At 74.1% G+C, this 20,018-nt stretch carries 21 protein-coding genes; 12 read left to right on the top strand and 9 right to left on the bottom strand.

What is annotated here, in order from left to right:
- Positions 1–109: 109 nt before the first annotated feature.
- Positions 110–604, top strand: a complete 495-nt coding sequence (locus tag ACIRPH_RS06435; protein ID WP_402910115.1) for a hypothetical protein — start codon at positions 110–112, stop codon at positions 602–604.
- An 84-nt stretch (positions 605–688) separates the two neighbouring features.
- Here the strand turns inward: ACIRPH_RS06435 and ACIRPH_RS06440 are convergent, their stop codons facing one another.
- Positions 689–1,465 (bottom strand): MerR family transcriptional regulator, encoded by a 777-nt coding sequence (locus tag ACIRPH_RS06440; RefSeq protein ID WP_402910117.1) that lies wholly within the window; start codon positions 1,463–1,465, stop codon positions 689–691.
- A gap of 150 nt (positions 1,466–1,615) precedes the next feature.
- On the opposite strand from ACIRPH_RS06440, the gene ACIRPH_RS06445 reads away from it, so the two are divergent.
- The 4 genes from ACIRPH_RS06445 to corA all read left to right on the top strand — a co-directional run bounded on the left by ACIRPH_RS06445 (position 1,616) and on the right by corA (position 5,468).
- Positions 1,616–2,422, top strand: a complete 807-nt coding sequence (locus tag ACIRPH_RS06445) for a thioesterase family protein (protein ID WP_402910119.1) — start codon at positions 1,616–1,618, stop codon at positions 2,420–2,422.
- A 206-nt stretch (positions 2,423–2,628) separates the two neighbouring features.
- Positions 2,629–3,294 carry a LysR family transcriptional regulator substrate-binding protein gene (locus ACIRPH_RS06450; RefSeq protein WP_402910122.1) on the top strand — a complete coding sequence of 222 codons (666 nt, stop codon included), beginning with the start codon at positions 2,629–2,631 and terminating at the stop codon, positions 3,292–3,294.
- Between the two features lie 90 nt (positions 3,295–3,384).
- Positions 3,385–4,284 (top strand): SDR family NAD(P)-dependent oxidoreductase, encoded by a 900-nt coding sequence (locus ACIRPH_RS06455; protein WP_402910123.1) that lies wholly within the window; start codon positions 3,385–3,387, stop codon positions 4,282–4,284.
- A 209-nt stretch (positions 4,285–4,493) separates the two neighbouring features.
- Complete coding sequence (gene corA, locus ACIRPH_RS06460) at positions 4,494–5,468, top strand: magnesium/cobalt transporter CorA (protein WP_267950005.1); 975 nt, start codon at positions 4,494–4,496, stop codon at positions 5,466–5,468.
- Between the two features lie 140 nt (positions 5,469–5,608).
- On the opposite strand, the gene ACIRPH_RS06465 is transcribed toward corA, so the two are convergent.
- Positions 5,609–6,352, bottom strand: coding sequence for a metallophosphoesterase (locus ACIRPH_RS06465; protein ID WP_267950006.1), 744 nt, complete (start codon positions 6,350–6,352; stop codon positions 5,609–5,611).
- Between the two features lie 119 nt (positions 6,353–6,471).
- Here ACIRPH_RS06465 and ACIRPH_RS06470 point away from each other — a divergent pair, with 119 nt between their 5' ends.
- Positions 6,472–7,101 (top strand): CGNR zinc finger domain-containing protein, encoded by a 630-nt coding sequence (locus ACIRPH_RS06470; RefSeq protein ID WP_402910129.1) that lies wholly within the window; start codon positions 6,472–6,474, stop codon positions 7,099–7,101.
- A 287-nt stretch (positions 7,102–7,388) separates the two neighbouring features.
- Here ACIRPH_RS06470 and ACIRPH_RS06475 read toward each other — a convergent pair whose 3' ends face one another.
- Entirely contained in the window at positions 7,389–8,021 is a 633-nt protein-coding gene (locus ACIRPH_RS06475) for an FMN-dependent NADH-azoreductase (protein WP_402910131.1), read from the bottom strand.
- 107 nt (positions 8,022–8,128) lie between these two features.
- On the opposite strand from ACIRPH_RS06475, the gene ACIRPH_RS06480 reads away from it, so the two are divergent.
- Entirely contained in the window at positions 8,129–8,743 is a 615-nt protein-coding gene (locus tag ACIRPH_RS06480; RefSeq protein ID WP_402910134.1) for a TetR/AcrR family transcriptional regulator, read from the top strand.
- Positions 8,744–8,823: 80 nt separating this feature from the next.
- Here the strand turns inward: ACIRPH_RS06480 and ACIRPH_RS06485 are convergent, their stop codons facing one another.
- The 6 genes from ACIRPH_RS06485 to ACIRPH_RS06510 form a co-directional block, all read right to left on the bottom strand.
- Positions 8,824–9,267: a hypothetical protein gene (locus ACIRPH_RS06485; RefSeq protein ID WP_402910136.1), complete on the bottom strand. Its 444-nt coding sequence runs from the start codon at positions 9,265–9,267 to the stop codon at positions 8,824–8,826.
- A gap of 143 nt (positions 9,268–9,410) precedes the next feature.
- On the bottom strand, positions 9,411–10,394 hold the full coding sequence (locus ACIRPH_RS06490; protein ID WP_402910139.1) for an RNA polymerase subunit sigma-70: 984 nt from the start codon (positions 10,392–10,394) through the stop codon (positions 9,411–9,413).
- Positions 10,395–10,451: 57 nt separating this feature from the next.
- The gene (locus ACIRPH_RS06495; RefSeq protein ID WP_402910141.1) at positions 10,452–11,354 is read right to left on the bottom strand and encodes a metal ABC transporter permease; all 903 of its coding nucleotides are present in this window, start codon (positions 11,352–11,354) and stop codon (positions 10,452–10,454) included.
- Complete coding sequence (locus ACIRPH_RS06500) at positions 11,342–12,115, bottom strand: metal ABC transporter ATP-binding protein (RefSeq protein WP_402910144.1); 774 nt, start codon at positions 12,113–12,115, stop codon at positions 11,342–11,344. The genes ACIRPH_RS06495 and ACIRPH_RS06500 overlap by 13 nt, the downstream gene beginning before the upstream one ends.
- A 5-nt stretch (positions 12,116–12,120) precedes the next feature.
- A complete protein-coding gene (locus ACIRPH_RS06505) occupies positions 12,121–13,014 on the bottom strand; it encodes a metal ABC transporter substrate-binding protein (RefSeq protein WP_402910147.1) in 894 nt (297 codons plus the stop codon).
- 215 nt (positions 13,015–13,229) lie between these two features.
- A complete protein-coding gene (locus tag ACIRPH_RS06510) occupies positions 13,230–13,988 on the bottom strand; it encodes a VanZ family protein (RefSeq protein WP_402911614.1) in 759 nt (252 codons plus the stop codon).
- A 372-nt stretch (positions 13,989–14,360) separates the two neighbouring features.
- Here ACIRPH_RS06510 and ACIRPH_RS06515 point away from each other — a divergent pair, with 372 nt between their 5' ends.
- From ACIRPH_RS06515 to ACIRPH_RS06535, 5 genes are all read left to right on the top strand, one after another.
- Complete coding sequence (locus ACIRPH_RS06515) at positions 14,361–16,097, top strand: serine/threonine-protein kinase (protein ID WP_402910150.1); 1,737 nt, start codon at positions 14,361–14,363, stop codon at positions 16,095–16,097.
- Positions 16,098–16,222: 125 nt separating this feature from the next.
- Positions 16,223–17,239: an NAD(P)/FAD-dependent oxidoreductase gene (locus ACIRPH_RS06520; protein WP_402910153.1), complete on the top strand. Its 1,017-nt coding sequence runs from the start codon at positions 16,223–16,225 to the stop codon at positions 17,237–17,239.
- A 328-nt stretch (positions 17,240–17,567) separates the two neighbouring features.
- On the top strand, positions 17,568–18,395 hold the full coding sequence (locus ACIRPH_RS06525; protein WP_402910156.1) for a lipase family protein: 828 nt from the start codon (positions 17,568–17,570) through the stop codon (positions 18,393–18,395).
- Positions 18,396–18,577: 182 nt separating this feature from the next.
- Positions 18,578–19,054, top strand: a complete 477-nt coding sequence (locus tag ACIRPH_RS06530; protein ID WP_402910159.1) for a GbsR/MarR family transcriptional regulator — start codon at positions 18,578–18,580, stop codon at positions 19,052–19,054.
- Positions 19,051–19,920, top strand: coding sequence for an alpha/beta fold hydrolase (locus ACIRPH_RS06535; RefSeq protein WP_402910162.1), 870 nt, complete (start codon positions 19,051–19,053; stop codon positions 19,918–19,920). Before ACIRPH_RS06530 ends, ACIRPH_RS06535 begins: the two co-directional genes overlap by 4 nt.
- The last annotated feature ends 98 nt before the right edge of the window (positions 19,921–20,018 follow it).

Raw genomic sequence — 20,018 nt, forward strand, 5'->3', positions numbered from 1 at the left:
CCGGGCCGGCTGCGTCGCCACGGCGTGCCGGGCGACCGCCGGCGTCATCCGGCGAACCGGCGCTCCCCCGGTCGGCGGGTCCGGGTCCGGCCCGGCGGACAATGGGGACGTGCTCATTCGACGACTGCGCCACACGGCCCTCCTGGAACACGTCAACATCGTCCTGATCGCGGCGGTGGCCCTCGGCGTCCTGGGCATGCCCGCGAGCCCCGCCAACCTGGCCGGGCTCGGCCTGGTCGCGCTGCTGCTCATGGAGGGCGGGGCCTACTGGTGGCTCAAGGCGCACCAGCTCAGGGTCCGCGCGCCCCGCCCGGCCGGGATCGGCGTCTTCCGGACGCTGGGCCGCCTCAACCTCGTCCTGTTCGCCCTGGGCGGCGCCGTCATCGCCGGAGCCCTGGCCACCGGCGCGTCCGGCGCGCACGTGTGGCCGGGGGCGGCCCTGTGGTGGTTCGCGGTGCTGGAGCACGTCAACTACTTCCACCTCCAGCTCTCCCACCAGTGCCGGGCCGACCTGGCCCGGCTCCGCCGCACCCGGCGCCTGCACCCCTCGCCGCTGGCCCGTGACCTGCGTACCCACCGAGCCCGACGGCTCGCCCCCCGGTAGCCGGGGCGACCGCGCGAACGGTGGCCGCCGCCCCCGGACGACCGGTCACCGCCCCGGGGTCCGTTCCGTCCGGGCGTCCGGCGCTCAGCCCCTGTCCGCGCCGCGGCGGGCGGCGTTGGCGGCGAAGGCGTCGCGCAGGTAGACGCTCAGCCCCTGGCCGTGGGCGTCGACGGTGGCGGTGAACCGCTCGTCGTCCGCGTACAGCTGCCCCAGCCCCCGGTGGGTCTCCACGGTGCAGTCGTAGAACCAGCGGGTGATGTGGTCGCGGTGCCGCTCGGCCAGGTCGGCGGCGGCCTCGCTGCCGGCGGGCACCCCGTCGTCCATGGCGCGGGCCAGGGCCCGGTAGACCTCGGCGGCCTCGGCCCGGCTCCGCAGCCAGTCGTCCCCGGTGTAGCGGCCGACGTCGCGCAGGGACCGGTCGAACGCCTCGGGGTCGCAGGCGCCCCAGCGTTCGCGGGCCTCCTCGGCGCGGGCGTCGACGTCGAAGTCCCCGAAGAGTTCGAGGCGTTCGCCGGGGGTGAGATCGAGGTGCATGGTGTCGGCCTCCATCAGGCGTTCCAGCGCCCGCGCCATGGTGCGCAGGCGGTCGATGCGCTCGGTCACCAGCGCGTGCTGCCGGACCAGGTGGGCGCGGGTGTCGGCGGCGGGGTCGTCGAGGAGCTCGGCGATCCGGTCCAGACCGAAACCCAGTTCCCGGTAGGTGAGGATCTGCCGGAGCCGCTCCAGGTCCCGCTCGCTGTAGCTGCGGTAGCCGGACGCGGTGCGTTCGGCGGGGACGAGGAGCCCGATGGTGTCGTAGTGGTGCAGGGTGCGGACGGTCTGCCCGCTGATCCGGGCGGCCTCGCCGACGGTGTGGCCCATGGTGTTTCCTGTTCCGTCGCTGGTGGTGACGTGTCCACGACGTTAGGGGTTGACGCGGCGTGAGGGTCAAGCCCCTTCCCCGGGGAGCACGGGTCCGGGAGCACGGGCCCGGGCACACGCAGCACGGCTACTCGCCGGTAACCTTGGGGGATGAGCCTTGACGACACCACCGAGGGCTTCCAGTTCGACCGGGACACCCGTGTCGAGAAGCGGAGCGACGGCGAGTTCACCGCCACCCTCACCGACGGGTGGACCACCTTCACCTCGCACCCCAACGGCGGCTACGTCCTGGGCGCGGCGCTCAACGCGCTGGCCCAGGGGATGAGCCAGCCCGACCCCCTCGTGGTCTCCGCGTTCTTCCTGCGCCCCGCCGCCCCGGGCGGGGCCGAGGTCCGCACCGAGACCATCCGCGAGGGCCGCCGCACCGCCACCGGCCAGGTCGTCCTGGAGCAGGGCGGCAAGGAGGTCCTGCGCGCCACGGCCACCTACGGCGACCTGACGGCGGAGGGGCGCGTCCTGCACCTGGAGGGGCCGCCGTCGCTCCCCGCGCCGGAGGGGTGCCCGGTGCCCGCGGAGTTCGACGCGCCCGAGGGCCTGACCATCGCCCACAGCGTCGAGTACCGCTACCCCGCCCGCCCCGGATGGCTGGACGGGAAGAAGGACGGGCACCCGCACGTCGAGTTCTGGATGCGCTTCGCCGACGGGCGCCCCGCCGACGTCCACTCCCTGCCCGCCATGGTGGACTTCGCCGTCCCGGCGGTGCTGGAGATCGGCGAGTTCAGCACCATCACCGTCGAGCTGAGCGTGCACGTGCGCGCCCGCCCCGCCCCCGGCTGGCTCGCCTGCCGGGTGTTCACCAAGCATGTCTCCGGGGGCCTGCACGAGGAGGACATGGAGATCTGGGACAGCGAGGGCGTCCTCGTCGCCCAGGCCCGCCAGCTCGCCATGCTCCTCTGAGGGGTACGGGACCCGCGGGTTCCCGCCGGTCGGGGGTCCGGCGCCACGAGTCGGCCCCCCGACCACGACCGCCGGGGGTCCGCGAGCGCCTCCGTCGTGAGCCGGGGGTCCCCGGCCGCGACCGCCGGGGCCGCCGGTGCCCCGAGACGGGGCCGGGGCGGGTCACCGCCGCAGGCGCGGCGTTCCTTCCCCAGGCCCAGCAGCTGGTGCACAGCGCCCAGCAGGCGGTGCTCACCGCGCGCGCCGCCGCGCCGGAGCGCACCGTCACCATCGGGTACGCCGACGATCTGATCGTCACGCCCGCCGTACGCGACCTGCGCCACCGGCATCCCGACGTCCACGTCCGCACCCGCCACCTCGACTCACAGGACGCCGGCGCCCTGACCGACCGGCAGGTCGACGCCCTGGTCATCCGTACACCTCTGCCGATCCCGGCCGACGGCCTCGACCTGGCGGTCCTCTACGCCGAGCCCCGGGTCCTGCTCGTGCCGGAGTCCCACCGCCTCGCAGGCAAGGAGTCGGTCACCGCCGCCGACATCTCCGCCGAACCACTCGTCGGCTGCACCGGAGCGGGTGCCGACTGGACCGCCTTCTGGCGGCTCGAACCCCGACCGGACAACGCCCCCGCCCCGCTCGGCCCCGCCCTCGCCGACACCTACGACGACAAGCTCGAGGCCGTCGCCGAGGGGAGCGCCATCGCCGTCGTCCCGGCCGGCGACCTGCGCCGCACCCTCCGTCCCGGCCTCGTCGCCGTTCCGGTCGACGAGGCCGAGCCCTGCCGGGTCGTCGTCGCCACCCGAGCCGCGGACACCAGCCTCCTCGTCGCGGAGTTCGTCGAGTCCGCGAAGCGGCTCCTCGTCCGCCACGCCTGACCACCGGCCCCGTCCGTCATGCGGCTCCTGCATGACGGGTTGCGAAACAGGTCTTGGACGGGGCCGCCGACGACCCCGTTGACTGGTCGCATGACCGTTGACTACCGCGCACAGACCGTTCTGATCACCGGGGCCACCTCCGGGATCGGAGCCGCCTTCGCCACAGCCCTGGCCGCACGCGGTGCGAACCTCGTGATCGTCGCCCGGCGTGCCGAACGGCTGGCATCGACGGCGGACGAGCTGCGCCGCACCACAGACGCCCGTATCGAGGCGATCCCGGCCGACCTCTCCCGCCCGACCGCCGCACACGAGCTCCACCGGGCGGTCGCCGATCGGGGCGTCCAGGTCACGAGCCTGATCAACAGTGCCGGATTCGGCTCGTTCGCCCTGTTCCCCGGCACGGATCCCGGACAGCTCACCGCCGAGATCGCCGTCCACGCGATGGCGCCGGTGCAGCTGACCGCGGCGTTCCTGCCCCAGATGGTGAACGCCGGCAACGGCTTCGTCATCAACCTCGCCAGCGTTTCCGCCTACCTCCCGTCTCCCCGGATGGCCGTCTACAGCGCCACCAAGGCGTTCGTGCTCAGCTTCACGGAATCACTGTGGACGGAGCTGCGCGGCACCGGCCTCACCGCGTTCGCGGTCTCGCCCGGCGCCACCGCCACCGACTTCACCACCGGGATGGGGCCGGACGCCGAAGTGCTGACCGCCGGGAAGCTGCGCACGCCCGAGGACGTCGTCACCACCGCGCTGCGCCACCTCGAGCGCCGCAGCCCCGGCCCGACCGTCATCGACGGGCGCCTCAACCGGCTCAGCGTGTTCATGAGCCGGTTCATGAGCCGACGCCTGAACGCCCTGATGATGGCGCGCGTCTTCGACCCCGGAGACCGGTCTCCTTCGGGGGGTGGACAGGAGGAGCCGGAAAGGGACGACGGCCGGCTCGGTGTGGGGAACTCCCCGACGCCCGGCGCCGGGGCGGGCAACCGGTGAGCAGCCACACGAAGGTCTGTCGCCTCGCCGAGGGCGGGTGCGGCAGCGCGGGCGAGCCGGGTACGTCACCGTGACGGCACCGGTCGGCGCCGGGCGCCCGGCCGCCCTTCGGCGGCGCGCCTCCGGCCCCGGCATCCCGTGCGGGGGCGCGGGATCCGCGGCTCCGCACGGGTCCTGGGAGCGCGGCAACGCACCCATAATTGGGCTCCGTGATCATAGACAAGGCGATCTACCACGCCGGTCGGCGGCAGGACATCGACGGCGACATCAGCGACGCCTTCGACGAGGCCCGCCGTGACCAGGACGACTGCTTCGTGTGGATCGGGCTCCACGAGCCCACCCCGGAGGAGTTCGCCCTCATCGAGGAGGAGCTCTCCCTCCACCCCCTGGCGGTCGAGGACGCCCTCACCGCCCACCAGCGTCCCAAGCTGGAGCGCTACGACGACACCGTCTTCGTCGTGGTCAAGACGCTGGCCTACCACGAGGACACCTCGGACGTGGAGGTCGGCGAGGCCATGCTGTTCGTCGGCGCCGACTTCGTGGTCAGCGTCCGGCACGGCACGGGGAACCCCCTGGGAAGGGTCCGCGCACGCCTGGAGGCCGACCCCGAACTGCTGTCCGCGGGGCCCGCCGCCGTGCTGTACGGCGTGTGCGACGAGGTCGTCGACCACTACGGCACGGTGGTCCACAAGATCGAGTCCGACATCATCGAACTGGAGCGGGCGGTCTTCCAGCCGCGCGGCGGCGACGTCACCGAGGACATCCACCACCTCAAACGCGAGGTCCTGGAGTTCCGGAGCGCCGAGAGCCCGCTCATCCCGGTCCTGGAGGAGGTCTCCAAGGGGCGGATCCCCCGGTTCGAGGAGACCAAGGAGTACTTCCGCGACGTCCTGGACCACCTGCTGCGGGTGGACGACCAGGTGGACGACCACAACGAACTGCTCACCAGCGCGCTCACCGCGCACCTGGCCCTCCTGGGCAAGCAGCAGAACGAGGACGTCCGCAAGATCTCCTCCTGGGCGGCCGTCATCGCGATCCCCACCATGATCGCGGGGTTCTACGGGATGAACTTCGACCACATGCCCGAGCTGCACTGGCTCTTCGGCTACCCCATCATCATGGGCGTGATGGTCGGGGCCTCGGCGCTGGCGTATCGCCAGCTCCGCAAGAACGGCTGGCTGTAGGGGCGGCGCGGCGGCCGGGGGCGCGCCTCCGCCGAAGCGGGGCTCCGGCGGGCGTCCCCGGCCGCGCGCACGTCCGCCGGGGCGAGGGGCCGCCCCGGCCCTCCCCCGGTGGGGGCCGGGCGCACCGTGCGGCCGTGCGTTCAGACCACCGCGCGGAAGTGGGTGGTCAGCCTGTGGTCCTCCTCCAGGACGTGGAAGGCCACGCCGGGCGGCTGGTCGCGGTTGAAGGCGGGCTCGCCCTCCCACGGCATGCGCAGGGTCCACGTGACGCCGGGCGCCAGCAGCAGGGGCCGCCCCGCGAAGGTCGTCGCCCCGCCGGTGTGCGCGTGCCCGACCAGGATCCCGGCCACGCGGGGGTGGGCGGCCAGGAGGCCGGCGAGGTCGTCGGCGTTGTCCAGGCGCATGGAGTCGGGCAGCGGGTGGTGGACGCGCACCGGCGGGTGGTGCAGGGCCAGCAGTGCGGGGGTGTCGCCGGGCAGCTCGTTCAGCGTGTCGTTGATCCAGACCAGGGTGGCCGCGTCGAGGTGGCCGCCGTCCTCGCCGGGGACCGTGGAGTCGCAGGCCAGCACGGCCGCGCCCGCCACGTGGTGCACCCGGTTGACGGGTTCGCCCGATGCGGGCTCCCCCAGCAGCACCTCGCGGTAGGCCGCGCGGTCGTCGTGGTTGCCCGGGCAGCTCAGCACCGGGAAGGGCAGGTCCAGCAGGCCGGCCGCCTCCGCGTACTCCTCGCGTGCGCCGTGGTCGGCGATGTCGCCGCTGACCAGGAGGGCGTCGGGGGCCTGGGAGAGTCCGCGCAGGTAGTCCACGGTCCGGGTGGCGCGCTCGGTGGCGCGGTCGGTCCCGTCCAGGTGCAGGTCACTGATGTGGGCGAGCAGAACCGTCATGGTCGTCCTCTCGCGGGCACGTTCCCGCCCCGCACTTCTAACGGATAACTTAGCCTTAAGCGTTAGAACGTTAGCTCGTGGGTAAGGCGACGGGCAAACGGGACGAGGACGGGGAATCCATGCAACGCCATCTGGCGCTCGAACTGGCCAGCACGATCCGCCACGACGGCTCGGGGGGCGTCGCGGACGACCTGGACACCGTTCCGGACACCGCGCGGTGGCTGGCGTCGGTGGCGGACCTCCTGCCCGGGGTCCAGGTCCTGGGCCCCGGCGCCGGGGAGGACCTGCGGGACCAGGTCCTGGCGCTGCGCGGCGCCGTCAGGGCGCTGCTCGCCCGGGCCGTGCTCCCGGGGCCGCCCAGTCCCGCCGACGCCCACCGGCTCCTGCCCGCCGAGCAGGCCCTGGAGCGGCTCAACTCCGCGGCCTCCAGGGAGCCCGTCGTGCCGCGGCTGCGCTGGGACGAGGGCGACGTGCCCGTGGTCGAACTCCGGTCCGGCGGGGGAGCCTCCGACACACGGGTGGTGGCGGCGATGGCCCGCGCCGCCATCGCCCTCCTGCACGGGCCCGACCGGGAGCGGCTGCGCGCCTGCACGGCACCGCGCTGCGTGCGCTACTTCGTGCAGGCCCACGGCCGCCAGCAGTGGTGCGGGACCGCCTGCGGCAACCGGGCCAGGGCCGCCCGCCACTACGAGCGCCAGGTCCTGGCCCGCTCCGCGGCCCGGCCGCTCCGGAGCGTCGTGGAGTCCTAGCCCCACCGGGGCGGCGGGAGGGGCCTTCGAGGACGAACCCGCCCGCTCCGGCCCCCGGCGCCGGACACGTCCTCGTCCGGAGCGGGGCGGTCGCCGCCGGGGCGGCGGGAGGCGGAGCGGTGGCCGCGATCGCGCGGGGCGCGGTCGGCCCGGTACGCGCGTGTCCGTGCGGGCCGCGTCGGGGGAGGCGGGTTCCCGCCGCCCGGCCCGGGCGCTTCCCCCCGACGCGGCGCGTCCGCCGAGCCGCTGTCCTCGTGACCCTGCCGGCGGACAGCGGCTCCGCCGGTTCAGGCCCGGGCGAGCGCGCGTCCGGCCTCGCGGGCGGCGTCCAGGGCCTCGGTGCGCTGCTGGGAGGCCATCTCCCTCAGCCCCTCCATCGCCGGCGTCGTGGCGGCGAGGGTCAGCTCGCACTTGACCAGGGTCAGGTCGGCCTGCCAGATGTCGCCCACGACGCGCTCCAGGTAGGGGGTGGAGTGGTCCCAGCCCTCCCGGGGCGTGCCCGGTCCGTAGCCGCCGCCGAGGGTGGTGACCAGCAGGGCCGGGGTGCCCTTGAGCAGCGGGGTGGTGGCGCCCACGCCCGCGATCACCAGGTCCGACCAGACCTTGAAGTGCTGGGAGACGCCGAAGTTGTACAGCGGCACGGCCAGGATCACGGCGTCGGCGGCCTCGAGTTCGGCGCCCAGCGCCGCGGCCAGGTCGAGCGCCCCGCGCTGGGCCGGGGTGCGGTCGGGCTCGGCCGCGAAGCCGGCCGTGGTGGCCAGCGCCCAGGCGTCGGAGGGCAGCGGGTCGGTGCCCAGGTGGCGGCGGGTCACGGTGCCACCGGGGTTGGCGGCGGTCCACTCGGCCTCGGCGCGGTCGGCGATCTCGGAGCTCACGGAGGTGCTCGGGAGGATGCTGGCGTCCAGTCGGAACAGGTTCATGGGGTCCGTTTCTGCAGAAGGGCGGCAGGGGTCCGCTCGGTGCGGACCGCGGCTACAGCATAAGCGGACTTTACCCCGTTTAGCGACCGTGGTGTAGATTCCCTCCTGTGAACGCCCCTCTCGTGCCCTTCGGAAAACCGCGCCCCGAACGCGCGGACGCGGCGCGCAACCGCAGGATCCTGCTGGAAGCGGCCCGTGCGATGCTCGCCGAGCACGGCGCGGAGAAGGTCACCATGGACGCCCTCGCCGAACGCGCCGGTGTGGGCAAGGGCACCGTCTTCCGCCGCTTCGGCAGCCGCGCCGGCATCTTCAACGCCCTCCTGGACGACAGCGAGGGGCGGTTCCAGGAACAGGTCCTCTCGGGGCCGCCGCCGCTGGGGCCGGGCGCCGAGCCCAAGCAGCGGCTGATCGCCTACGGGCGCGCCCGCATCGCCTACCTGTTCGTCCACCACACCCTCGTCAGGGCCGCGCTGGACCGCAACCGGCCCGCCCCGATGGGCGAGGTCAGCATGACCCTGCCCCATTTCCGGATGCTGCTCGGCCGGACGGACGTCCCCCGCCGCCACCTGGACGGCCTCGCCCTCCAGCTCACCAGCGCGCTGGAGGGCCCGCTCATGCTGTACCTGTCGAGGGAGGAGGCCGCCCGGACCCCGGAGCCGGACGCCGAGGACCCCCTCGCCGACAGCTGGCAGGAACTCGTCGAGCGCGTCCTGCCCGGCTGACCGCCCCGGGGACGCCGACCGGAGCCCTCCCCGGGCGGGGAGCGCCCCGGCGCCGCGCTCCCGCCCGGCCCGCCCCGGGGCTAGCCGGTGCGGACCATCGTGGAGTCGTAGCCGCCGCCACCCGGGTAGGTCCACGGGCCGGTCACGGTGGACCCGTCGGCGCTGAAGACGCCCGTGTAGCGGGCGGGCGACCCCTTCTCCTCCGCCCAGATGGTGAGGGAGTCCCCGGCCAGTTCGTAGACGTAGTCGAAGGTGTTGCCCAGGCTGTCGTAGAAGCGCGACCGGATGTCCTCGCCGGACCGCTCGGCCCCGAAGGGCCGCTCCCTCCCGATGACCTCCAGGCCGACGACCCTCGTGCCGTCATGGACGAGGTCGACGTCCTGGAGGAGGAAGTGCCGCCCCTCCATCCAGCGGTAGACGACGGTGCCCTCGGCGCCTCCGCTCACCCTCCAGGCGCCCACGAGGCGGTCCAGGGCGGCCAGGGCGGCGTCGGGGCCGGCGGGGTCCTGCTCGTACGCGCTCATGTCGTGTCCTCTTCCGTGTCGGGCGCGCGGCGGCACCGTGCCGCCGCGTCGTCCCCACCCGTACGACCGGACCGGGAGGGAGAAGGAATCGGCGCCCGGGCGGATTTTCCGCACGCGGTCGCGCCGGAGCGCGTTCCCCCGGGTCAGAGGGTGGGCGGGAGCCCGAACGCGGGCAGGGTCTCGGGGCCGAACGTGGTGATCTCCGCGACGAGGCCGCCCTCGATCCGCAGCACGTCGAGGTTGACGGCGCGATGGACCGCCTCCCCCGGCATGCGCACGTAGTTGGCGGCGCCGGGGCGGCGGTTGGCGTCCACGGGCACCGCGATCCAGTCCCCCCAGGCCCGGTTCCCGGAGAGCACCGGGCGCCACAGGTCCAGGATGGCCTCGCGGCCCTCGTAGACCAGCGACGCGGGGGGCATCGTCTGGCGTGCGTCCTCGCGCAGCAGGGCGGCGAGCCCGTCCGGGTCGGCGTCCCGGGATGCCTCCATGTAGCGGCGCAGGACGGCGCGCTCCTCCTCGCTGGGGGCCGTGACCGGACCCCAGTCCGCCCTGTGCCGGGGAAGGACCGCGCGCAGGGTCGCCCGGGCGCGCTGCAGGGCGCTCTTGACCGCCGGGACCGACACCTCCAGGGTGCTCGCGGTCTCCTCGGCGGGCCGGCCGAGGACGTCGCGCAGGATGAGGACGGCCCGCTGGCGGGGCGGCAGGTGCTGGATGGCGGCGAGGAAGGCCAGTTCGACGGTCTCGCGGGCGATGGCCGCCGCCTCCGGCTCCCCCTCGGGCGGTGCGGCCAGGTCCAGGAGCTCGTCCGGGTACGGCTGGAGCCAGGGGACCTCGGAGAAGGGCGAGGCGCCCGTGCCCTCCGCCACGGGCCTGTCACGGGTGCGGCGCCGGTCGAGGGCGTCCAGGCAGGTGTTGGTGGCGATCTTGTACAGCCACGCCCGGAACGTGGAGCGCCCCTCGAAGGTGGAGCGGCGGCTCCAGGCCTTGAGCAGTGTCTCCTGCACCATGTCCTCGGCCTCGGTGAAGGAGCCGAGCATCCGGTAGCAGTGCACGCGGAGTTCGTGCCGGTGGCGTCGGGCCAGTGCGGAGAAGGCGGCCTCGTCGTCCACCGCGCTGTTCCCGGCCATGCGTCCCGACCACCCCTCGTCCCGCGCTCCCGGCCCGCCGCCGGCGCCCACCGAATCCTAGGACGCGGGTCTGACGGAAGAGCGGCCGCGGGCCCGGCGGCGGCGGGCCGAGACCCCGCGCCGGAGCACGCCCTGCCGGGGCGAGAGGAGGTAGGCCAGGGCGAACGCCGCCGCCTGGGCGAGCACGATCGACCCGCCGGTGGACACGTTGAGGTGGAAGCTGGTGAACACACCGGCCACGGCCGCCGCCACCGCGATCGACGCCGAGACGAGCAGCATGCGCTCGAACCGGTCGGTGAGCAGGTAGGCGGTGGCCCCGGGGATGATCACCATGGCCACCACCAGGATGATCCCGACCGCTTGCAGCGCCACGACGACGGTGACCGAGAGCAGGCCCAGCAGCAGGGTCTCCAGCAGGCGCGGGTTGATGCCCAGGGCGTGCGCGTGGACGGGGTCGAAGGCGTACAGGGTGAGGTCGCGGTGCTTGTACCAGACCACGGCCAGGACCACGGCGGCCAGGACCAGCACCTGCCAGATGTCGGTGTCGGAGACCCCGAGCACGTTGCCGAACAGGATGTGGCCGAGGTCGGTCTGACTGGGCACCCGGGAGACGAGCACCAGGCCCAGGGCGAACATGGCGGTGAACACGACGCCGATGACGGCGTCCTCCTTGACCCGGGAGGTCCTGTTGACCACCCCGATCAGGGCGACGGACCCGGCGCCGAACACCAGGGCGCCCACCGCGAAGGGCAGGCCGAACATGAAGGACAGCACCACGCCGGGAAGGACGGCGTGGGAGACGGCGTCGCCCATCAGCGACCACCCCACGAGCGTCATCCAGCAGGACAGGACCGCGCAGACGACCCCGGCGACCACGCTCACCAGCAGGGCGCGCCGGACGAACTCGAACTGCAGGGGGACCGTGAACCACTCGGCGGCACCGGTGATCAGCGCGTCCATACGGGGCCCTCCTCGTCGGAGTGGACGCCGAAGGCCTCCATGAGGACCTCCGGGCGCAGGACCTCGGCCGGCGCGCCGTGGGCGACGACGCGGCGCTGGAGCAGGACCGCCTCGTCGCACAGCACGGGCACCTGGGCGAGGTCGTGGGTGGAGACCAGCAGGGTGTGCCCCTCCCCGCGCAGAGCGCGGAGCAGTTCGACGATGGTGGCCTCCGAGCGCTTGTCGACCCCCGCGAAGGGCTCGTCGAGGAGCAGCGCGGCGGAGCCCTGGGCGATGGCGCGGGCGACGAAGGCGCGTTTGCGCTGTCCGCCGGAGAGGGCGCCGATCTGGCGGTCGGCGAGGTCGGACAGGTGGGTGCGCTCCAGGGCGTGCTCGACCGCCTCGCGGTCGGCGGCCCGGGCCCGGCGGCGGCGCCCCATGTGCCCGTAGCGGCCCATCATCACCACGTCGCGTACGCGCACCGGGAAGGCCCAGTCCACCTGTTCGGACTGGGGCACGTAGCCCACCGCCCCGGCCCGGCGCGCGTCGGCGCTGGTACGGCCGAGGACCCGTACGCGGCCGTGGTCGGCGGGGACCAGCCCGAGGACCGTCTTGAACAGGGTGGACTTGCCCGAGCCGTTGGTGCCGAGCAGTCCGCAGACACGGCCCTGGGCGACCTCCAGGGAGACGTCGTCCAGGGCGAGGACGTCGCCGTAGCGCACGGTGGCGCCGGAGACCTCGATGGCGGGGACCGCCGGGGAGGGCGTGGCGGAGGCGGGCACGGCGCTCACCCCCTCAGCCCGGCGACGATCGTCTCGGCGTCGTGCCGGAGCAGGTCGAGGTAGGTGGGGACGGGGCCGTCGGCCTCCGACAGGGAGTCCACGTAGAGGGTGCCGCCCATCTGGGCGCCGGTCTCGCGGGCCACGGACCGCTGGGTGCCGTCGTTGACGGTGCTCTCGCAGAACACGGTGGGCACGCCGTTGTCGCGGACGAAGCCGGTCACGGAGGCGATCTGCTGGGGGGTGCCCTCGGTCTCGGCGTTGACCGGCCACAGGTAGCGCTCGCTCAGCCCCGCGTCGCGGGCGAGGTAGGAGAAGGCGCCCTCGCAGGTCACCAGGGCGCGGGCGTCCTCCGGGAGCTCGGCGAGCTCGGTGTCCAGGTAGTCGCCGACCTCGGAGATCTCCGCCTTGTAGGCCTCGGCGGCCTCGGCGTAGGCGGCCTCGCCGCCGGGGTCGAGCTCGGTGAGGGCGTCACGGATGTTGTCCACGTAGACCAGGGCGTTGTCGGGTGACATCCAGGCGTGGGGGTTGGGTTCGCCCTCGTACTCCCCCGAGGAGATGGGAATGGTCTCGATGCCGTCGCTGAGCAGGGCGGTCGGTGCCTCCACCCGCTCGGTGAACTGCTGGAACCAGGCCTCCAGACCGAGCCCGTTCTCCATGATCAGGTCGGCGTCCTGGCCCCGGACGAGGTCGTCGGGGGTGGGTTCGTAGCCGTGGATCTCGGCCCCGGGGCGGGTGAGGGAGGCGACCTCGACCCGGTCGCCCGCGACGTTGCCGACCATGTCGGCCAGGACCGTGAACGTGGTCAGGACCAGGGGCCGTGTGTCGTCCCGCGTCTGGCCGGCCTCGGCGGAGCAGGCGGTGAGGGGCAGGGCGAGGGCCAGCCCGGCGGCGGGAAGCACCCTCGACCAGGATGTTGAAGGGGACCAACCTCTAGAGTTCGGCACACCTAACTTTTTATCACAACCCTGCCGAACTGAGCCACGGTCCCGGGGCGGCCGACGCCCTCGGGCCGGCGGGCGGGAGGCCCCGGCCGCCGCGCCCCCGGAGGGGGCCTCCTCCCGGTCCGCGGCGGCGTGGACGAGCACGGCGGCGTGGACCCGGGCGCCCGCACCGGTCAGCCCACCGGACTTCTCGATTCCCCGGGAAGTCGTGCGAGGAGCGCCGCCGAGACCGCGGCCATTCCGACGCCGACGAGGAATCCCGAGGAATTGGCGAGGACGTCCCCGGCGTCGGCGACCCGGTCCGCCCCCGCGGCCCACTGAAGCGTTTCGACGGACACGGAAAGGGCCGGTCCGAACGACAGGCGGGCCCACCAGGGGGAGAAGGCGAAGAAGGCCAGGATTCCCAAGGGGACGAAAAGGAGCGCGTTCATGGCCTTTTCCTCGAGGATCAGGGCTGCGTACTGCATGGGCTCGCCCGCCGTCCCGATCCCCTCGGAGAGTTCCGTGAGGACGAGGTTCTCCTGGGCGTGCGACACCGGACCGCCCTGGCCGTCGACCACGAAGAGGCCGCGATCGGGGTCGCCGTGGACGTAGAAGTCGGTTGGGTTCGTCCCCTGGATCTCCTCTTTCTCCTGGTCGGTGAGTTCCTCGGGGCTGTAGTGGGCGACGGTGCCGTCGGTGAGCTGCTGGCCGAAGCTCTCCTCCACGGCTTCGTTCACCGCGAGGTCGTTCACGAAGCCGAGGGGGTTCCAGTGGACGGATCGGCCGGGGCCCGCCGCGGAGACCCCGGAGAACGGCATCACCAGGACCAGTACGTAGACGGACACCGTAACCGCCAGTAACTTTCGCGTGTGCCGGGGAAAGGAGTCCTGTGAGCGGGTCGCGGCCGCCGCGAGCACGAGGGAGAGCGCGAAGAGCAGCAGAATGGCCACGGACAACGTCAGCGGTGTGACATAGTACAGAACTCTCCACATTCGGACAGCACTCCCGTGTTTTTTCTGAGAAGCCGGACAGAACGTTCAGGAGATTACACGCCGGCGGGGGTGCCTGTTTCACCGGAGGAGTGGTCGGCGGGCGGTAATGCGCATTCTCGGCGACCCCGCGGGCGCGTGAACTGGAAGTCTTCGCACCGACATTTTTTCGCGAGGCCGGAGGCGGGGCGCGGAGCCCTCCGGTCCGGTTCGGCGGTGCGGGCCCGTCTCACTAGACTGGTCGCCCGGCACGCGCGGAAAGCCCCTGTCCCGCGCCCCTCGCGCGCCCCGATGTCCACGAGGTCGCCAGACCCCGTACCACGAGGGAGACCGATGGGGTCCGACGCCGATCCGCACCGCACGCTGCGCGAGCGCTACCGACTGCTGGCCGAGATCGGCCGGGGCGGCATGGGACGGGTCTGGCGCGCGCACGACGTACGGCTCAACCGCGCCGTGGCCGTCAAGGAGATCCTCCTGGGGCCGGGGCAGGACGAGACCGAGCGCGGGCGCACGGCGGCCCGGGCCAGGCGCGAGGCGCAGGCCGCGGCGATGGGCGGTCACCCCAACATCGTCACCGTGCACGACATCGTCGAGGACGACGGGCGGCCGTGGATCGTCATGGAGTTCCTCACCGGGCGCTCCCTGCACGCCCTGGTCCGCGACGACGGCCCCCGCGACCACCGGGAGGCCGCGGCGTGGGGCCTGGACCTGCTCAGCGCCCTGACCACCGCGCACGGGCAGGGCATCACCCACCGCGACGTCAAGCCCGAGAACGTGATGGTGACCGACTCCGGACGGGTGGTGCTCACCGACTTCGGGATCGCCACCATCGCCGACACCGCCTCGGTCACCCAGACGGCCGGGGTGCTCGGCTCCCCCGCCTACCTGGCCCCCGAGCGCCTGGGCACGGGCCCGGCCAGCCCCGCGAGCGACCTGTGGTCGCTCGGCGCGACCCTGTACCACGCGGCCACCGGGGTCTCGCCCTTCCGGCGGGAGGGCATCCCCGCGACGCTGCACGCCGTCACCTCCGCGGAGCCGCCGGACGTCCTGGGGCGGGGGCCGCTGGGCCAGGCCGTCCGGGGACTCCTCGTGAAGGACCCGGCCAGGCGGATCGACGCCGACCGGTGCCGGGAACTGCTGTCCGCCCAGGCGGTCGGCGCGGTCGTCGGCACGGGTTTCACGCCCTCCCCGGCCCCCGCCTCCCCCGCGGCGGACCCCACGCCCTCCGGGCCGCCGCCCGCGCCCGCGACGACGCCGCTCCCGACCGGGTTCGGAACCGCCCCGCAGACGCCCCCCGCCGCGTTCGCGCGGCCCCCGGCGCAGCCGACGCGCCCGGTCGCGCCCCCTCCAGGCCCGACGGTCCCGATGGCCGAGGCGCCGCGGCGCGGAGGACGGCTGTCCTGGCCGTTCGTGGTGCTCACCCTGGGACTGTCCGCTCTGGTCGCGGCGGCCTCCCTCCTGGTCGCGCTCGATCCGTGGGGCGGGGAGCCCGGCCCCGCCGCGGCCGCCTCCGGCGAGGATCAGGGCTCCGCGGCGGACGGCGGCGGCACGGAGGACGCCACCGGTGAGCCCTCCGGGCAGGAGGGGGAGGGCGAACCGGAGGCGGGCGGAGGCGAGTCCGTCACCGGCAACGGGACGACCTGGACCGAGGAGGACCAGGGCTTCGGGATCGGGGTGCCCGACGGGTGGATCCGCAGGACCGCGGGGACCAGCGTCTTCTACGACTCCCCCCACGACGGCAGCTACCTCCAGGTCGACATGGCCGAGCATCCCACCGACGACGAGTACCAGCACGTCGTCGGGCTGGAGCAGGGCGTCCACGACTCGGGGCGCATGCCCGGCTACGAGCGGGTGCGGCTGGAGGACGCCACCGCGGGCAGCGGATTCCACTCGGTCGCCGAATGGGAGTTCACCTGGAACGGCGACGGCCAGGAGCGGCGCCTGCTGTCGCGCAACATCGCGGTGGCGCCCGGCGTGCACTACACGGTCGCCTGGGTGACCCCCGCGGCCTCGTGGACCGGCCAGGCCGACCTGCGCGACGAGTCGCTGGACTCCTTCGAGCCCTCCTGACCCCCGGCGGGCGGTCCTTCGACCGCGCGCCCGGACAGGTACCGCCCTTCCCCGGAACGGGACGCCGCCCGCGCATTTTTTGCCACAACGGCAACAGAACTTGTGGTTCTGGCCAGCGTGCGCGCATGGTGGTCGTGGAGGTGGTCATGGTGGCCGAACAGTTGGAGAACAGCTATGACGTGGTCGTCGTCGGAGGCGGCGCCGCCGGCCTGAGCGGCGCCCTGATGCTGGCGAGGGCACGCCGGTCGGTGGTGGTGGTCGACGCGGGAGAGCCGCGCAACGCCCCGGCCGACGCGGTGCACGGGCTGCTGGCCCTGGACGGGACGCCGCCCGCCGAGCTGCTGGAGCGGGGACGGGCGGACGTGCGCCGCTACGGCGGCCACGTGGTGCCCGGCCGGGTCGACTCGGTCGCCCGCGAGGGCGACGGGTTCGCGGTGGCGCTCGCCGACGGCCGCGGGGTGCGGGCGCGCCGGCTGCTGGTGACCACGGGCGTGGTGGACGAGCTGCCGGGGATCCCCGGCGTGCGGGACCTCTGGGGCGGCGACGTGGTCCACTGTCCGTACTGCCACGGCTGGGAGATCCGGGACCGGGCCGTCGGCGTGCTGGCGGTCGGCCCGATGTCGGTGCACCAGGCTCTGCTGTTCCGCCAGTGGAGCGAGGACGTCGTGTTCTTCTCCCACACCGCGGAGCCGCTGACCGGGGAGCAGGAGGAGCAGTTCGCCGCGCGCGGCATCCGTGTGGTCTCCGGGGAGGTGGCCTCCCTGGAGGTCGCGGAGGACCGCCTCACGGGGGTGCGGCTGGCCGACGGCACGGTCGTGGACCGCGAGGCGGTGGCGGTCTCCTCCCGGATGGCGGCGCGCGCCGGCTTCCTCGCGGACCTGGGGCTGCGGACCGAGGAGCACCCGATGGGGGTCGGCGCGTACGTCCCCGCCGAGCCCACGGGGCGCACGAGCGTGCCGGGGGTGTGGGTGGCGGGCAACGTGACCGATCCGTCCGCGCAGGTCGGTGCCTCGGCCGCGGCGGGCGCGGGCGCGGGGGCCCAGATCAACATGGACCTCGTGACCGAGGACACCCGCCTCGCGGTCGAGGCGCGGCGGGGTTCGTCCCCGGTCGCCGCCGAGGCGGGTGCGGGCCCGAGGTGACGGGCGGGCTCGGCCGCGTGCCGTGAGCGGCCGAGGGGCGGCGGCGTCCGCACCCCGGCTCCGGGCGGGCTCGGGCCCGACCGCAGGGGCCCGTTCGACACGGCCGATACCGCTTTTCGGACGGGGCGGTTTTCCTGGCCGGTCCCGATACGCCCCCTCTCCGGGGACGGCGTGCCGGTCGGGAGGTGGGGAACGCGCGCCGCTCGGAAACGATCAGCACGCAGTACCGACCACCGGGGGAGGGCACCCGACGAGGGAGCCCTCCCCGCGCGGCGCGGGGAGGGCCCACGGCCGGACCCGCGCCGCCCCGCCGCAGGGAGCCCACACGATGACGACGGTCGCCTTCGACCACACCACCACCGGGTACCGGGTGCCGCACGCCCTGTGCCTGGCGCACGCGGCCAAACTCGCCTACGCCGATCCGGACACCGCGCGGCGCCAGGCCGCCGAGTGGGGGTTCGACCGCTTCCGCTTCTTCGAGGCCGACTTCGCGCCGCCCTTCGCCCTGGACCACACCCAGGGCTTCACCATGGCCAGCGACGACATGGTCGTCACGGCCTTCCGCGGGACCGAACCCGCCCAGATCATGGACTGGCTCTCCGACGGCAAGGCCCCCCTGGTCCGGCACTCCTCCCGGCGGGGCCGGGCGCACTGGGGGTTCAGCACCGCCGTGGACGCCGTCCACGCGGAACTGCTCGAAGCCGTCGAGGAGTTCCGCACCGCCGGGCAGTCGCTGTGGTTCACCGGCCACAGCCTGGGCGGCGCGCTGGCCATGCTCGCCGCCGCGCGGCTGCACTTCGAGCCCCCGTCGCTGCTGGCGGACGGGGTCTACACCTTCGGGCAGCCCCGCACCTGCGACCGCGAACTCGCCGCGGCCTACGACGAGGCGCTGCGGGGGCGCACCCACCGCTTCGTCAACAACAACGACGTCGTCGCCCAGGTGCCCCCGGGGCCGCTGTACACGCACGTGGCCGAGGAGCGCTACTTCGACGCCGACGGTCGCCTGCACGCCAAGGCGCCGGGGCTGCTCGGCAGGGTCTCGGACAGGGCCAGGGGCTACGTCCTGGACGCGGCCGCCCTCAGGCCCGACGCCGACGGCATCACCGACCACTTCATCGACGCCTACATCGCCTGCCTGGAGGCGGCCGGACGCTGAGGCGTGCCGGGGCCGCCGCCGTACCGCGGGACGGCCCCGGCGGAAGCCGCTCGCCGCCGCGCCGCGGGGGCAGGGTCCGCGTGGACGGCCGGAGGGCGAGTGCCGGCACCCGTCGCCGGGGAGCGCACGCCCTTCAGTTACAGTCGTTGCAGTAATTACTGCAACGACTGTAACGTGAGGCCATGAGCGAACCCACCGAGGACGAACTGGCCTTCGTCGACGACGTCGCGGGCTTCTTCGCCCGCGAGGGCCTGCCCCTGATCTCCGGACGCGTCATCGGATGGCTGCTGATCAGCGACCCGCCCGAGCAGAGCGCCGCCCAGATCGCCGAGGCACTCCGGGTCAGCCGCAGCTCCATCAGCACCGCGGCCCGGCTCCTCACCCCCAGCGGACTGGTCGAGGGGGTGCGCCGACGCGGTGAGCGACAGGAGTACCTCCGCATCGCCGCCGACGGCTGGAGCCGGATGCTGGAGCGACGCTACGCCCAGGCCGCGGGGTTCCGGGAGGTCACCGAGCGGGGGCTCCGGGCCCTGGAGGACGCCACCCCGCAGCGGCGCGAGCGCCTGGCCAACGTCAACCGGCTCTACGGCTTCCTGGAGGCCGAACTCCCCGCGGTGCTCCGGCGCTGGCGTGACGAACAGGAGGACCACAACAGATGACCCAGCCCCCTCCCCCCTTCGAGCGCATCGCGCTCGACCGCCCCGAGGGGCGGTTGAGCGTGGTGACCGCGGGCGACCGCGGCGCCCCCGTGGTCCTGCTGAGCGGAGCCGGGCAGGACAACGCCCTGCTCAGCTGGCGCCGCCTCCTCCCCGTCCTGGCCGCCGAGCACCGGGTGTTCGCCCCCGACTGGCCCAAGCAGGGCCACAGCAGGCCGTGGAACGGCCTCGCCGACCACGCCGCCCTGACAGCCGTCGTCACCCACGTCCTGGACCGGTTCGGCCTGGACCGGGTGTCGCTGGTGGGCCTGTCCCAGGGCGGTGCGCTGGCCCTGTCCTACGCCATCGACCATCCCGAACGGGTCGAGAGGCTCGTCGCCATGGCCCCCGCGGGGATCATCGCCTTCCCGCCCGGGGTGCACCAACTGCTGTGGCTGACCGCCCGGAGCAGGTTCCTCAACCGCACGCTGCCCGAACGGATGTTCCGCACGCGCGAGGGCGTGGAGCGCTTCGTGCGGCGGGCGCTGTTCGCCGGCCCGGCCCCGGACCTGGACTCGGTCGTGGACGAGGTCATGGAGGAGGTGCGTGTCAGCGGGGTCGGGTCCTCCGACTGGCAGAACGCCTCCATCGGCCCGTGGCGGATGAGGGTGGACCTGCGCCCGCGCCTGGGCGAGATCTCGTGCCCCACCCTGTTCCTCCAGGGCGACAAGGACGTCGGCGTCCGCCCGGCTCGGACCGTCGAGGCGGCCCGCCGCGTGCCCGGCGCCCGTCTGGAACTCCTGGAGGGCAACGGCCACTGGCTCAACCGCCAGTCACCCGACCGGGTCAACGCCCTGGTCAGGGAGTTTCTGGCCGAGCCCCGCGCCTGAGACCGCCGCTTGCGGCCCCGGGCGAACGCCCGGGGCCGCCGCGGCCCGGGGTCCGGTCGGTCGGCTCCGGGGCCGACCGACCGGTGCGGGACACGGGA

Source organism: Nocardiopsis sp. NPDC101807 (assembly GCF_044766605.1).
GTDB classification, from domain to species: domain Bacteria; phylum Actinomycetota; class Actinomycetes; order Streptosporangiales; family Streptosporangiaceae; genus Nocardiopsis; species Nocardiopsis tropica.

Bases quoted from the DNA above. Each gene is read 5' to 3' on its own strand.
- ACIRPH_RS06440 (WP_402910117.1), bottom strand. From the start codon at position 1,465: ATGGGCCACACCGTCGGCGAGGCCGCCCGGATCAGCGGGCAGACCGTC.
- ACIRPH_RS06445 (WP_402910119.1), top strand. From the start codon at position 1,616: ATGAGCCTTGACGACACCACCGAGGGCTTCCAGTTCGACCGGGACACC.
- ACIRPH_RS06455 (WP_402910123.1), top strand. From the start codon at position 3,385: ATGACCGTTGACTACCGCGCACAGACCGTTCTGATCACCGGGGCCACC.
- ACIRPH_RS06465 (WP_267950006.1), bottom strand. From the start codon at position 6,352: ATGACGGTTCTGCTCGCCCACATCAGTGACCTGCACCTGGACGGGACC.
- ACIRPH_RS06470 (WP_402910129.1), top strand. From the start codon at position 6,472: ATGCAACGCCATCTGGCGCTCGAACTGGCCAGCACGATCCGCCACGAC.
- ACIRPH_RS06475 (WP_402910131.1), bottom strand. From the start codon at position 8,021: ATGAACCTGTTCCGACTGGACGCCAGCATCCTCCCGAGCACCTCCGTG.
- ACIRPH_RS06485 (WP_402910136.1), bottom strand. From the start codon at position 9,267: ATGAGCGCGTACGAGCAGGACCCCGCCGGCCCCGACGCCGCCCTGGCC.
- ACIRPH_RS06490 (WP_402910139.1), bottom strand. From the start codon at position 10,394: ATGGCCGGGAACAGCGCGGTGGACGACGAGGCCGCCTTCTCCGCACTG.
- ACIRPH_RS06495 (WP_402910141.1), bottom strand. From the start codon at position 11,354: ATGGACGCGCTGATCACCGGTGCCGCCGAGTGGTTCACGGTCCCCCTG.
- ACIRPH_RS06515 (WP_402910150.1), top strand. From the start codon at position 14,361: ATGGGGTCCGACGCCGATCCGCACCGCACGCTGCGCGAGCGCTACCGA.
- ACIRPH_RS06520 (WP_402910153.1), top strand. From the start codon at position 16,223: ATGGTGGTCGTGGAGGTGGTCATGGTGGCCGAACAGTTGGAGAACAGC.
- ACIRPH_RS06525 (WP_402910156.1), top strand. From the start codon at position 17,568: ATGACGACGGTCGCCTTCGACCACACCACCACCGGGTACCGGGTGCCG.
- ACIRPH_RS06530 (WP_402910159.1), top strand. From the start codon at position 18,578: ATGAGCGAACCCACCGAGGACGAACTGGCCTTCGTCGACGACGTCGCG.
- ACIRPH_RS06535 (WP_402910162.1), top strand. From the start codon at position 19,051: ATGACCCAGCCCCCTCCCCCCTTCGAGCGCATCGCGCTCGACCGCCCC.